The sequence below is a fragment of the Mesorhizobium sp. M7A.F.Ca.MR.245.00.0.0 genome (genome assembly GCF_003997415.1).
GTDB lineage: Bacteria > Pseudomonadota > Alphaproteobacteria > Rhizobiales > Rhizobiaceae > Mesorhizobium.
Genome location: NZ_RZTE01000030.1, coordinates 15,158 through 27,170, shown reverse-complemented (window position 1 = coordinate 27,170; position 12,013 = coordinate 15,158). Strand labels below are relative to the sequence as shown.

The following is a 12,013-nucleotide window of genomic DNA, read 5'->3' as shown; positions in this document are numbered from 1 at the left end:
TAAGCCATGGCCACTGCCGCAGGAAAGACCGCAAACGACGCCCGTGCAAATGCGGACCTGGAAGCCGACATCAGGCAGTTGAAGGCCGACATCGACAAGCTCACCAAACAACTGGCCAAGACCGGCGAGCATGGCTATGGCACCGCGCGCCGCGCAGCCACGGAAGGGGTCGAGCAGTTGCGTGCGCAGGGCGAAGCAGCCTTTGACAGCCTGCGCAGCAATGCCAAGGACATCGAAGCGCAGATGATGGCAAGCGTGCGTGAAAAGCCGGTGACGTCACTGGCGATCGCCGCCGGCGTAGGCTTCCTTTTCGCGCTCATCGCGCGTCGCTAGTCGCGCTCCAGATGGGAATGTTGGCAACCCTGATCTCGGGCCTCGCCTCGGGGGAAACCGTGGCCGCCATACACCGGGCGCGCACGGCGGCAATCGTCTATGTGATCGCCATGGCCGCCGCACTTTGCGGTCTCGTTTTTCTTGTCGGGGCCGCCTATATCTGGACGGCGATGCGCTATGGGCCGCTTGCCGCGGCACTGGGGTTCGGCGTCGGTTTCCTGGTGCTTGCCGGACTTATCCTGCTGATCTACCGGATCTCCGCAGGCTCACGCGCCCGGCGCCGGGCGCAGCGCCGCAATGCCGACATGAAGGCGATCGGCATCACCGCCGCACTCGCCGTGCTGCCGAGTCTGCTCAAGGGAAAAGGCGGTCTCGGCGTCATTCTGGGTCCGGCCGTGGCGCTCGCGGCCTACGCCATCTACCGCGAGAATGTGAAATCCGACGATCTGGATGAGAGCGAACGGAGATAGAGCTGTTGGGAGAGGTCACTTTGACAACTCTTCCAGCGGCATCGATATTTCGGCAAACACGCCCTCCGGCCGGAATTCATGGGTCACTTCGCTGGAAATGACCTTGGCTAGGCTGCGGCGAATGAGGATCGAGCCGAAGCCGTGCCGATCCGGCGGAGCGACTTGCGGGCCGCCGCTTTCGCGCCAGGTCAGCACAAGACGCCGGGCATCCCTCCTGCCTTGCATCCTCCAGCCGAGATCGACCCTGCCTGACGGCACCGACAGCGAGCCATATTTCAGCGCGTTGCTGGCCAGTTCATGCAGGATCAGGCCAAGCCCGACGGCCTGGTCGGGCGACAGCAGCAGGTCGTCGCCGGAGATCGTCATGCGCGGCTGCTCGGCCGTTTCGAAAGGTTTGACCTCGATCTGGACGAGTTCACTGATGCCAATGCCGCGCCACTCGCGGTCCGACAACAGATTGTGGGCGATGCCCAAGGCCTGAAGCCTGGCGCCGAACGCCTCGAGGAACTTGCTTGGCTGGCGGGCATGGCGCACGGTCTGCGTTGCCAGCGCCTGGACGGTCGCCAAAGTGTTCTTGACGCGATGGTTGAGCTCACGCAGCAGCAGCCGTTGGCGTTCGTCGCCGAGCTTACGCTCGGAGATGTCGTAGTTGACGCCGAAGATCAAGGTCGGCTTGCCGTCGCCGTCACGCTCGATGACACGGCCGCGCGTGGCGAGCCAGCGCGGCGGATGAAAGCCCTTCACCCGGTATTCGCCGAAATAGTCGTCGCTGCCGGTCAGGGCGTCGCGAAAGCGGGTTTGGGTCTGGTAGACGTCACGCGGATCGATGGCGGTGAGGATGTCGCGTGCGCGCAGCCGGTTGGAGCGCGGCAGGCTGAACAGCTCCGACATCAATGTGTCGCATTCGATGATATCGGTGCGGATATCCCATGCCCAACTGGCGAGCGACGCCGCATCGAGTGCGATGGCACGTCGTTTTTCCTCGCGAACCAGTGCGGCCTCGGCGATCGCGCCGCTGCGGGTTGCGTCCTTGAGGGTGAACAGGCTGGCGGCGAGGCCGGCGAGCGACTTCAGCTGGTGGAGCTCGGCGCGGGATGGAAAACCATGCGGCTCGTGGTCGAGCACGCACAGCGTGCCTATGCGGGCACCTGCCACAACCATCGGCGCGCCGGCATAGAAGCGGACATGGTGCTTTCCGGTGACCAGCGGGTTGGTCTTGAAACGGGGATCCGTCGTTGCATCCACCACCACCATCGGCTCGTCGCCGGCGGCAATCGCATGGGCGCAGAAGGAGACGTCGGTCGCGGTTTCGGCCTCGTCCAGGCCGAAGCAGGATTTGAACCACTGCCGTTCGAGGTCGACGAGTGTAACCAGGGCCATCGGCACCTGCATCACCGCCGCGGCAAGGCTGCTGACGCGGTCGAAATCGGGGTCGGCCGCCGTATCCAGCATCTCCAACCCGTGCAGCACGGCGAGGCGGTCAACATCCTTGACTGCGCGCGCAACTTCGGCCGGCAGCTCGGGCACTGTTTGCGTCTTGCCAGTCACCCCACTTGCCTCGTCCCGGTCTTCGCCGCCGCCTGCTTGCCCTGGTGCAAGGCCAGCGCGCTTTTCCGGAACCATCCTAGCGAGGAACCGTTACCCGACCATGATTTGCCGAGCGCGCCAGTTGGTGCAGAATGAGACAAGGATCGAGCATGGCCAAGATCATTCCCGAAAACAAGGCGCGGCAGGGGCGATGGGGCTGGCATGGATTTCGAATCCTGATCGCCGGATTGCTTCTGGTGTTTGCGGCTTGGGGCATTGCCGAGATTTATGGTGTGTTGATCAAGACGCCAACCAGCGATGAACAGCATGTCCCGACACCCAGCACCACCGAGCAGGCTCCTGCTGGTTAAAGCCGCTTTGTTCGTTGCAACGCATAGCATCAGGCGGCTCTTGATTGGGCCGCACTCGCCGGCACCAGTACATTCAGCGCGCCAGGCTGGATTTCGATTACTGTTTCACGGTCAAGCCTGACCAATTCGCCGTCCATCACGGCGCGAAATTTGCGGCTGCTCGAATGGATTTTCAGCACCGTTCTGTTCGTCTGGTGGATTTCGACATGTTCGTTGTCGCGCCATTTGCCGCGCGCCACGTTGAAGAAGAACTTGACCAGTTCGGCGCGCTGCTTCGCCACCGTGACATAGACACCGAGCACGCCGCCCGCCGGATTGTCGGCGTAGGGCAAATGGCCTTCGCCGAACAAATTGTTGGTGATGCCGATCCCGGTGATGCGTGCCGCCATTTCGGCATCACCGATGCTGAGCGTCACATTCATCGCAGGTGGATTGTTGATCGTCGCCCAAGCCGCCTTGGCCGAGGCGCGGATCTTTCCCAACCGCGAACCGAACTCCATCTTCTGGCGCAGTTGCACCATCTTCGCATGCATGCCGATCGAGAACTGATGTATGAAAGGTTGGCCATTGGCGGTCGCCACGTCGACCGCGATGATTTCGCCGTCGGCGAAGGATTTCAGCGCCCCATCGAGCGACTGCGGAATGCCCAACCCCCGTGCGAACAGGTTCATGGTGCCGGCCGGCAATATGGCAAGCGCCTTCTTCGTGCCCATCAGCCGGGCGGCCGCGGCGGAAATGGTCCCGTCGCCGCCACCCGCCAGCACGATGTCGACGGAGCGACGCGAAGCCGCGCTGTCGAGCGTTTCCACCACGTCCTTGCCGGCGACAATTTCGATGCTGAGCGAGTGCCCTGCCGTCTCCAGCGTCTGATGCATCCTGTCGGAGAAGGCGACGAGGTCGGTGGTGCGCAAAGTGCCGCCATCCCGGTTCAGCACCGCTGCGAATTTCATACCCCGCTCCACCATGTCAGCCAAAAAGCGGCCGGGACACGCCCAGCCGATGGCTGAAACGCGGCGGCGACGGAAAGGTTCCCTTGACACGGAGGGGCTTCTAAGCCGCTCGATCATTTCCGTGTTTTCGTTTCCCGAACCGCAGTGGTTTCTCGGAACAACAGACTGGTCACGACGTTGTGAACCTGTAGATGCCGCGTCAGCGAGAACGACGCGGCGCATGAGATCAGGCACGAGGAGAGACTATCATGATCCGCAATCTTTTAGCCACGACCGCACTCGCAACACTGATCGCCACCGGCGCTTATGCGCAGAGTACGACGACCCCGGCGCCGGCACAGAGCCCAGCCGTTCAGGAGTCAGGCGCCGCGACGGTCCGCGCAGAGGGTAGCATCGTCACCAACATCATCGGTGAATCCGTCTACAACGGCACCGGCGATGATGCCGAGAACATCGGCAATGTCAGCGACGTCGTCTTCGACAAGGATGGGCAGGCGAAATCCGTCGTCATCGACGTTGGCGGTTTTCTGGGTGTCGGTGCCAAGAGCGTCGCCTTCGAGTACGGCAAGCTGCAGTGGGCCGAAAAGAATGGTGACCGCTGGCTGGTAGCCCAGACGACCAAGGACGAGTTGACCGCTCAGGCGGAATTCGACAGCCAGCCCTACAGTCCGGCCCCCGCACCTGCGGCATCGACCGACGCGACCGCACCTACGGCACCTGCTACGACGGATACGGCACAAAAGCCGGCCGACATGAACGCCGCTCCGGCGGAACCGGTAAAGCGCGCGGACGGTAACCTTGCCACCAACATCATCGGTGAAGACGTATATAACGGAACCGGTGATGACGCGCAGAATATCGGCGACGTCAACGACATCGTGCTGACCAAGGAAGGCAAGGCCGAGTCCCTGGTCATCGGCGTGGGCGGTTTCCTTGGCCTCGGCGCCAAGAATGTCACCTATGATTTCTCTAAGGCGCAGTGGGCCGAGAAGAATGGCGACCGCTGGCTGGTGGCCCAGACCACCAAGGAAGAGCTGCAGGCGCAGCCCGATTTCGACCGCAAGGCCTATGATCCGGCGCCGGCCACGACGGCTTCCAACGAGCCTGCGGCCACCGCTCCGGCTGCTGTGCCGTCCGACACGACGGCTCCTGCTGTCGCTCCGGCAGACAAGACCGCCGAGGCTCCGGCAGCGACCACCCCTGACGCCTCGGCTCCCGACCAGACACAGACTGCCGCCATCGACAAGTCGACGTTGACCGAGATGCCGGTCGGCGAGATTCGTGCCGATGACCTGAAGGGCACGACTGTCTACGGCGCAAACGACGCCAGGGTAGGCGAAATCGGCGATGTCGTGCTTGCGCCTGACAACAAGACGGACGCGGTGATCGTCGACGTTGGCGGCTTCTTAGGCGTCGGTGAAAAGGAGGTCGCGGTTGGTATGGATAATCTCAAATTCATGACCGACAAGGACGGCAACAAATATCTTTACACGACCTTCACCAAGGAACAGCTCGAGGCTCAAACCGCCTATGATAAAGGCAGTTACGCCGAACAGCGCGATCAGCAGCGCATGATCGTAAGGTAATTCTGTTCAGCCCAATGAAGCCCGCGCTGGCAACGGCGCGGGCTTTATTTATGTGTGGCCAGGTGGCAGGCCAGCGGCATGGCCGACGAGGCCGTTCTCGGTCAATTCGGCCAGCGCCAGCGACTGGTCGAGATGTTCGGCCCGCCAGGCGAGCAGCCGTTCGGCGAATTCCAGGCGCACGGTGAGATGGCCGGGGTCGGCCGCGAGATTGTCCAGCTCGCCCGGATCGTTTTCCAGATCGAACAGCAGCGGCGGCAGGTTGCCGCCGAAATGCACATATTTGAAATGCTCCGTGCGGATAACGGCGAGGTTGCATTGGCGTGCGGCGATGCCGAAATGGTTTTCGGCCTCGCCCGCGGCAATCGAGCGGAAGTCAAACTCCCAATGCGCGGCATCGCGCCACGCCGCAGGGGTTTCTCCGCCCAGGAACGGCTTCAGCGAGGCGCCGTCGAGATGTGGCGCGGGCTCTTCGCCGACCAGGTCGAGAAACGTCGGCAAAATGTCGACCGCTTCGGTGAAGCTGTCGACACTGCCGCCGGTCGCCTTGCCTTGGCGCGGATCGCGAATGATCAGCGGAATGTGGTAGCTGCCGTCGAAATAGCCGCCCTTGCCCAGCATGAAATGGTCGCCCATCATCTCGGCATGGTCCGAGGTCAGAACGATGATGGTGTCGTCCCACGCGCCTGCGGCCTCAACCGCTTTCCAGACGCGGCCGAGTTGCGCATCGACCTCGGAAATCATGCCGTAATAGATCGCGCGGATGCGGCGAAAATCGTCTTCGCTCCAGTCGTGCACCTTGCCTCTGGCGTCTGGGCGGAATTTTATCTGTTTCTGCCGGCCGAGATCATAGGCAAGATAGGGATGGTTTTCCGCCTCTTCGTGCCAGCTTGCCGCGCGCCGGAAGGCCGGGCCGTCAGCCGGATCGTACATCGTGTTGTAGGGCTCCGGCACAATGAAAGGCGGGTGGGGGCTGATGAAGGAAAGATGCGCGAACCACGGCGTGGTGTCCTCCTGTTCGCCAAGCCAACGCGTAAATTCGCCGGTCAGGAAAGCCGCCGGCGTTTGTTGCCCGGAGTAGACGGGCGGCGCGTTGCTGATGGTCCCGGCCACGCCGTCGGCCAGCGGACGGTGGATGTCGGGAGACCCGGCGCTGGCGTCGACACCTTGCAGCTCCAGCCAGGATAGCCATTGCTTCTGGTGCTCGGGCAGCAACTGGCGCACCGTAAAGCCCGGCAGCACGCCTTCATAGCTTTGCAGCCGCGGATCGCCCGGCGCCAGCAGGCGCGGATCGAGCGAGACGTCGGTGTAGCCGAACAGCGTCGGATCATAGCCCAGGGCGCGAGCCGAGAGCGCTATGTTGCCGTGGCGAGCGTCGAGCGGCGTGCCGTTGCGGCAGACGCGGTTGTTCATCTGGTAGAGGCCGGTGTAGAGGCAGGCGCGAGCGGGCGAACAGGGCGCCGCGCCGCCATAGTGCCGCTTGAACAGCACACCCTCCGCGGCCAAAGCGTCGGCATTCGGCGTCTGCACGACCGGATGGCCGGCTGCGGACAGACAATCGCCACGCCACTGATCGCATGTGATCAGGAGAATGTTGGGCCGCCTGGCTTTTCCAGTCACTCACAATACCTTTGTCGCGGGATGTCGAACGCCGTTCATGGAACCGAATTCCGGCCACGGCGCAAGTCTGACCTGCGAACCAATTGGTGAACGAACCTTGTTCCATCGTTCACTTTTACGACACAGTCCATTCTGTGTTTGCCGCCTTTGCGTAAACTGCTCTGGTCCTCATATTGGCGTGGACAGCGGCGAGGGCCGCACATGCACCAAGGAAGGAGCAAGACAATGCTCGACCAGATCAAGGGCCTGCATCACGTCACATCGATGGCCAGGGATGCCCGCCAGAACAACGAATTCTTCACCAGGAAACTCGGCCAGCGCCGGGTCAAGAAGACCGTCAATTTCGACGCGCCCGACGTCTACCACCTCTATTACGGTGACGAGACCGGCACGCCGGGTTCGGTGATGACCTATTTCCCTTTCCCCGATATAGGCAAGGGCCGGCATGGGGTCGGGGAAGTCGGAACCACCGTCTACTCGGTGCCGGAAGGCACGCTTGGCTATTGGGAAAGCCGTTTTGCCGATGAGGGCGTCACCGGCCTGTCGCGTGAAGAGACATTCGGCGAGAAGCGCCTGGCTTTTGCCGGACCGGATGGTGACGGCTTCGCGCTGGTCGAGGCCAAGGGTGACGGCAGAGCGCCCTGGGCGAAAGGCGGTGTTCCGGTCGACCAGGCGATCCGCGGTTTACATTCGGTATCGCTCAGGCTGAAGGATGGCGGCGCCACCGAGGAGCTGCTGAAGTTCATGGGCTATGAGGAAGTCGACAAGTCCGGCAATCTCAGGCGGCTGGCGGTGAAGAACGGCAATGGCGCCGACGTCATCGACATCGAATCGCTGCCGAGCACGGCCTTCGCCGATCTCGGTGCCGGCTCTGTCCATCACGTCGCCTTCGCGGTCGAGAACCGCGCCAGGCAGCTCGAGGTACGCAAGGCGTTGATGGACACCGGTTATGGGGTGACGCCGGTGATCGATCGCGACTACTTCTGGGCGATCTATTTCCGCACACCGGGTGGCGTGCTGTTCGAAGTCGCCACCAACGAGCCGGGTTTCGACAGGGATGAGGACACCGCTCATCTCGGTGAGGCGCTGAAGCTGCCGGCGCAGCATCAGCACCTGCGACCCTATCTTGAACAGCATCTGCAGAAGCTGGAAGGCTGAGGTCATGAGCAAGGACGCTTACATCCACAAGCTGCTGCCCGGTTCGCCGGGCGGTCCGCTGCTGTTCGTCTTCCATGGCACTGGAGGCGATGAGAACCAGCTTCTGTCGCTGGGGCGCGATCTCGCGCCCCAGGCAACCATCATCTCGCCGCGCGGCGATGTGTCCGAACAAGGTGCCGCGCGCTTCTTTCGCCGCACCGGCGAGGGCGTCTACGACATGGAGGATCTGGCACGGGCGACGATCAGGATGGCGGGCTTCGTCAAAGCCCATGTCGAAGCAGCGAAGCCATCGGCCGTGCTGGGTCTCGGCTATTCCAACGGCGCGAATGTCCTGGCCTCGGTGGTGTTCGCGGTTCCAGCGCTGTTCGGCGCGTCGGTGTTGATGCATCCGCTGATCCCGTTCGAGCCGCAGGTGAAGGGCAGTCTCGCCGGCCGTCATATTCTGATGACCGCCGGCAAGCGCGACCCGATCTGCCCGCCGAACCTGACCACGCGGCTCGAGGCATATTTGCGTGCCGACGGCGCCGATGTCACAGTGGAATGGCACGATGGCGGGCACGAGGTGCGGCCAAACGAGATCGAGGCGGCACGGCGGTTCTTTGCCGATGCTGCCCAAGGAGCATAGCGATGCCTGACCAACTGCCTGAGATCGAACTTGAGGATCGCGGTTCCAAGGGCCGCTATGTCCTGCGTGGACCCGATGGCGCCGAGGCCGAGATGACCTTCACCAAGATCGGTGAGCACCAGATCATCATCGACCACACCGAGGTGCCGGACGTCTTTCGCGGCCAGGGTGCCGGGCTTCGCCTCGTCACCCGCGCCGTCGAGGATGCGCGTGCGGCGGGTAAGAAGATCATCCCGCTCTGCCCGTTCGCCAACGCCCAGTTTCGCCGCCATCAGGAATGGGCCGACGTGCTGAAGCAATAGGGGTTTCGTCGCTTGGAAACGGTGCGGAAAGCGGCTGCGATCCCCACGGGGATGACTTTGGCATTTGTGCGGGTAGCGCATCCTGCCTAAGTCGATATGATATATCTCAGCCCCTTGCCGACAAACGAACCGAATGATCCCCCTATGACCGAAACCGATCTCGTTCCCGTCTTCGACGGCCACAACGATACGTTGCTCAGACTCTACCAGTCGAAAGACACGGATGTCGAAAAGCTGTTCATAGAGGGGAAATCGGGCGGCCATATCGACCTGCCGCGTGCCAAAGCCGGCGGCTTCGCCGGCGGCATGTTTGCCATCTTTCCGCCGCCTGTCGAGAAATCCAGGCGCGGCGCCGTGCCCCTGGCGCCGAGTGCCGCCGAGCCGCTGCCGCCCGAGGTTCCGCGCAATGAGGCGCTGACCTCGACCATCGCGATGGCCTCGATCCTGTTCAGGCTGGAACGGACCGGAACGCTCACCGTCTGCCGCAGCGCCGGCGATGTGCGCGGTGCCATGGCGCAAGGCTCGATCGCCGCGGTGTTCCACATCGAAGGGGTCGAGGCGATCGATCCCGAGCTCACCATGCTCGACGTGCTGCATGAAGCCGGCCTGCGCTCGCTCGGCATCGTCTGGAGCCGGCCGAACGCCTTCGGCCACGGCGTGCCGTTCCGCTTCCCGTCCTCGCCCGACACCGGCCCCGGCCTGACCGATGCCGGCAAGGCGTTGGTCAAGGCCTGCAACCAGATGAAGATCATGATTGACCTGTCGCATCTCAACGAGAAGGGCTTTCGCGATGTCGCGGCGCTCAGCGATGCGCCGCTGGTCGCGACCCATTCCAACGTGCACGCGATCTGCGGCCATTCGCGCAACTTGACCGACTGGCAGCTCGGCGCGATCCGCGAAACCGGCGGCATGGTCGGGCTGAACTTCGCAACCGGCTTTCTGCGCGAGGATGGTCGGATGAATGCCGACACAAGCCTCGACATCATGGTGCGGCATATCGATTCGCTGTTGCAGGCACTGGGTGAGGACGGCGTTGGTCTTGGCTCCGATTTCGACGGCGCCATGATCCCGGCCGTCATCGGGGATGTCGCCGGCCTGCCGAAGCTGATCGATGCATTGGCGGCACGCGGTTTCGGCCGCGCACTGATCGAAAAAATCGCCTATCGCAACTGGCTCAATATGCTCGAGAAAACGATAGGTTAGAGACAGCCTGCGGCATGGAGTGTGCGGCCCGCCGGCATATGTCGACAAGGACATACTTCGTCGGTGGAAGCCGGATGCGATTGGGTGGATAGCCGGCAATGCTGAAGACCTTCACGGATGAGGGCGGCGAATTCGAGCGAACCGATGTCGTCATCGTCGGTGCGGGTTTCACAGGCCTGTCGGCGGCGCTCGAGATGAAGAAGGCCGACATCGATTTCATTCTGCTCGAAGCACGCGACCGCGTCGGCGGACGCGTCGAGTCCCGCCTGAACGGACTTGGCGAACGGATCGATAGTGGCGGCCAGTTCCTGTGCGAGGACATGCCGGAATTGATGGCGCTGATCGAGGCGCGCGGCAAGACGCTGGTTGAAACCTATGTCGATGGCGATTTCATCACCCAGCCGACGATGTCCGTACAACGAGCAGAGCGGATCTATGACGCGGCAATGGCAATCCGCGAGCGCATGAACGGGATCGATCCGGACGACGTCTCGATTGCCGGACTGACCGTTGCCGACTGGCTTGCCCGCCAGCGCGATTCGGCCGACGCCAGGGCCGTCTTCCGTTCGATGATCGAAGGTCTCTGGTGCATGGCGCTGGATCAGATTCCTCTCTGGTATCTGATCGACAATGACCGACGCGTCACCAACGAGGTGCCGGAGCTGCAATATTTCGTGCGCGAAACCATGCATTCACTGGCCGACGATCTGGCCCGCGACCTTGGCGATCGGTTGCGGCTCAGCGAGCCGGTCACGCGCATCGAGCACAGTTCGCAAGGTGTTCTTGTCGTTTCGGCCGGGGGTGCCATCGAGGCGCACGCGGTCCTGGTTGCCGTCCCGCCAGCGACGGTGACGGTGCTCGCCTTTGCCCCCGCCTTGCCTGCTGGACTGGGGCGGGCGCTCGGCGCCTGGAAAAGCGGCGCGGCTATCAAGATCCTGGTGCGCTATGCCAAACCGTTTTGGCGCGGACGGGATTTGAACGGCATGGTGATGTGGCTCGATCCGCCGGGGCTGTTTGCCTGCGACGCCGGCAAGGATGCGGAGCATGCTGCGCTCGTCGTGTTCGTCGGCGGGTCGCTCGCGCTGCGCTGGCGTGACCTCGGCGAGGCGGAACTGCGTGCGGAGGTGACCGGCCGGTTGGAGGTAGCCCTTGGTCCGAGTGCCGGCGACGTCATCGATTTCAGTTTGCGTGACTGGGTAGGCGATCGCTGGAGCGGCGGCGCGTACAGCGATCTTGTTGTCGATGTTAGAGCGAAAGATGCCGAGCGAACGATCCTTGCCGGCGCACCGCCGGTGTATCTCGCCTGTTCAGAACTCTCGCCGTCGTTTCCGGGGTATGTCGAGGGCGCCATCATTGCCGGGCGTATCGCCGCGCACAAGATCATTGCCGAGCTTCAAGCTCCGGTCTGAGCCTGGTCTTTTCGAAAAACTGTTTGGCAAGATCGGGTCAGGTTGCGCCTCGAGCCCGAGCGCCGTCGAAGCTATGCCCGATTTTGCCCGACTTCGCCCGAATGCTGTTTCGAATTCGTTACAGTGCCAGGCCTTCGCCACCCCATCGTCGTTACAAAGTGCGGATAAGTTCATTTCACCGCCAAAAGAAACTCAGCGAAGGGGAAGGCAATGCATGCGAAAATCCAGACGATCCGCGGCGAGAGCCGCCTTCAGGCTCCAGAGCGCAATGACCGCCGTCCGAAACTGGCGCTGCGCCAGCGGGCCAGCGACCACCCCATGGCGATGTTCATGGTGCTGGCTGCTTGCGCCTTCGTCGGCATGGCGTTCACGCCGACAATCGGGCCGGCCTTCGCTTCGTTGAATCCGCCGTCCAATCTCATCGACGGGGCGCAGACGGCGACCAGGATCGCGCGTCTGCCG

Annotated in this window: 12 protein-coding genes and 1 pseudogene; 10 read left to right on the top strand and 3 right to left on the bottom strand. The window is 62.8% G+C overall.

Features of this window, described 5'->3' with window-relative positions:
- Positions 1-6: 6 nt before the first annotated feature.
- Complete coding sequence (locus EOB80_RS24810; RefSeq protein WP_023811001.1) at positions 7-333, top strand: DUF883 family protein; 327 nt, start codon at positions 7-9, stop codon at positions 331-333.
- An 11-nt stretch (positions 334-344) separates the two neighbouring features.
- Positions 345-803 carry a hypothetical protein gene (locus EOB80_RS24805; protein ID WP_127330383.1) on the top strand — a complete coding sequence of 153 codons (459 nt, stop codon included), beginning with the start codon at positions 345-347 and terminating at the stop codon, positions 801-803.
- Between the two features lie 15 nt (positions 804-818).
- Here EOB80_RS24805 and EOB80_RS24800 read toward each other — a convergent pair whose 3' ends face one another.
- Positions 819-2,351: an HWE histidine kinase domain-containing protein gene (locus EOB80_RS24800; RefSeq protein ID WP_127330381.1), complete on the bottom strand. Its 1,533-nt coding sequence runs from the start codon at positions 2,349-2,351 to the stop codon at positions 819-821.
- 149 nt (positions 2,352-2,500) lie between these two features.
- On the opposite strand from EOB80_RS24800, the gene EOB80_RS24795 reads away from it, so the two are divergent.
- On the top strand, positions 2,501-2,701 hold the full coding sequence (locus EOB80_RS24795; RefSeq protein ID WP_127330379.1) for a hypothetical protein: 201 nt from the start codon (positions 2,501-2,503) through the stop codon (positions 2,699-2,701).
- Between the two features lie 29 nt (positions 2,702-2,730).
- On the opposite strand, the gene EOB80_RS24790 is transcribed toward EOB80_RS24795, so the two are convergent.
- A complete protein-coding gene (locus EOB80_RS24790; protein ID WP_127330377.1) occupies positions 2,731-3,651 on the bottom strand; it encodes a diacylglycerol kinase family protein in 921 nt (306 codons plus the stop codon).
- Positions 3,652-3,899: 248 nt separating this feature from the next.
- On the opposite strand from EOB80_RS24790, the gene EOB80_RS24785 reads away from it, so the two are divergent.
- The gene (locus EOB80_RS24785) at positions 3,900-5,237 is read left to right on the top strand and encodes a PRC-barrel domain-containing protein (RefSeq protein WP_127330375.1); all 1,338 of its coding nucleotides are present in this window, start codon (positions 3,900-3,902) and stop codon (positions 5,235-5,237) included.
- A 48-nt stretch (positions 5,238-5,285) separates the two neighbouring features.
- On the opposite strand, the gene EOB80_RS24780 is transcribed toward EOB80_RS24785, so the two are convergent.
- On the bottom strand, positions 5,286-6,854 hold the full coding sequence (locus EOB80_RS24780) for an alkaline phosphatase family protein (RefSeq protein ID WP_127330373.1): 1,569 nt from the start codon (positions 6,852-6,854) through the stop codon (positions 5,286-5,288).
- Positions 6,855-7,079: 225 nt separating this feature from the next.
- Here EOB80_RS24780 and EOB80_RS24775 point away from each other — a divergent pair, with 225 nt between their 5' ends.
- The 6 genes and pseudogenes from EOB80_RS24775 to EOB80_RS35505 form a co-directional block, all read left to right on the top strand.
- Positions 7,080-8,012 carry a VOC family protein gene (locus EOB80_RS24775; RefSeq protein ID WP_127330371.1) on the top strand — a complete coding sequence of 311 codons (933 nt, stop codon included), beginning with the start codon at positions 7,080-7,082 and terminating at the stop codon, positions 8,010-8,012.
- Positions 8,013-8,016: 4 nt separating this feature from the next.
- Positions 8,017-8,637: an alpha/beta hydrolase gene (locus tag EOB80_RS24770; protein ID WP_127330369.1), complete on the top strand. Its 621-nt coding sequence runs from the start codon at positions 8,017-8,019 to the stop codon at positions 8,635-8,637.
- A gap of 2 nt (positions 8,638-8,639) precedes the next feature.
- Positions 8,640-8,939: a GNAT family N-acetyltransferase gene (locus tag EOB80_RS24765; RefSeq protein WP_127322535.1), complete on the top strand. Its 300-nt coding sequence runs from the start codon at positions 8,640-8,642 to the stop codon at positions 8,937-8,939.
- Between the two features lie 144 nt (positions 8,940-9,083).
- A complete protein-coding gene (locus tag EOB80_RS24760; RefSeq protein ID WP_127330367.1) occupies positions 9,084-10,142 on the top strand; it encodes a dipeptidase in 1,059 nt (352 codons plus the stop codon).
- Between the two features lie 98 nt (positions 10,143-10,240).
- Entirely contained in the window at positions 10,241-11,551 is a 1,311-nt protein-coding gene (locus EOB80_RS24755; protein WP_127330365.1) for a flavin monoamine oxidase family protein, read from the top strand.
- A gap of 210 nt (positions 11,552-11,761) precedes the next feature.
- A pseudogene (locus EOB80_RS35505) lies at positions 11,762-12,013 on the top strand (hypothetical protein); the annotation flags it as partial.

Excerpts from the sequence above, each read along its gene's own strand:
- EOB80_RS24795 (WP_127330379.1), top strand. The coding sequence starts at position 2,501 with ATGGCCAAGATCATTCCCGAAAACAAGGCGCGGCAGGGGCGATGGGGC.
- EOB80_RS24810 (WP_023811001.1), top strand. The coding sequence starts at position 7 with ATGGCCACTGCCGCAGGAAAGACCGCAAACGACGCCCGTGCAAATGCG.
- EOB80_RS24775 (WP_127330371.1), top strand. The coding sequence starts at position 7,080 with ATGCTCGACCAGATCAAGGGCCTGCATCACGTCACATCGATGGCCAGG.
- EOB80_RS24770 (WP_127330369.1), top strand. The coding sequence starts at position 8,017 with ATGAGCAAGGACGCTTACATCCACAAGCTGCTGCCCGGTTCGCCGGGC.
- EOB80_RS24785 (WP_127330375.1), top strand. The coding sequence starts at position 3,900 with ATGATCCGCAATCTTTTAGCCACGACCGCACTCGCAACACTGATCGCC.
- EOB80_RS24755 (WP_127330365.1), top strand. The coding sequence starts at position 10,241 with ATGCTGAAGACCTTCACGGATGAGGGCGGCGAATTCGAGCGAACCGAT.
- EOB80_RS24790 (WP_127330377.1), bottom strand. The coding sequence starts at position 3,651 with ATGAAATTCGCAGCGGTGCTGAACCGGGATGGCGGCACTTTGCGCACC.
- EOB80_RS24760 (WP_127330367.1), top strand. The coding sequence starts at position 9,084 with ATGACCGAAACCGATCTCGTTCCCGTCTTCGACGGCCACAACGATACG.
- EOB80_RS24765 (WP_127322535.1), top strand. The coding sequence starts at position 8,640 with ATGCCTGACCAACTGCCTGAGATCGAACTTGAGGATCGCGGTTCCAAG.
- EOB80_RS24805 (WP_127330383.1), top strand. The coding sequence starts at position 345 with ATGGGAATGTTGGCAACCCTGATCTCGGGCCTCGCCTCGGGGGAAACC.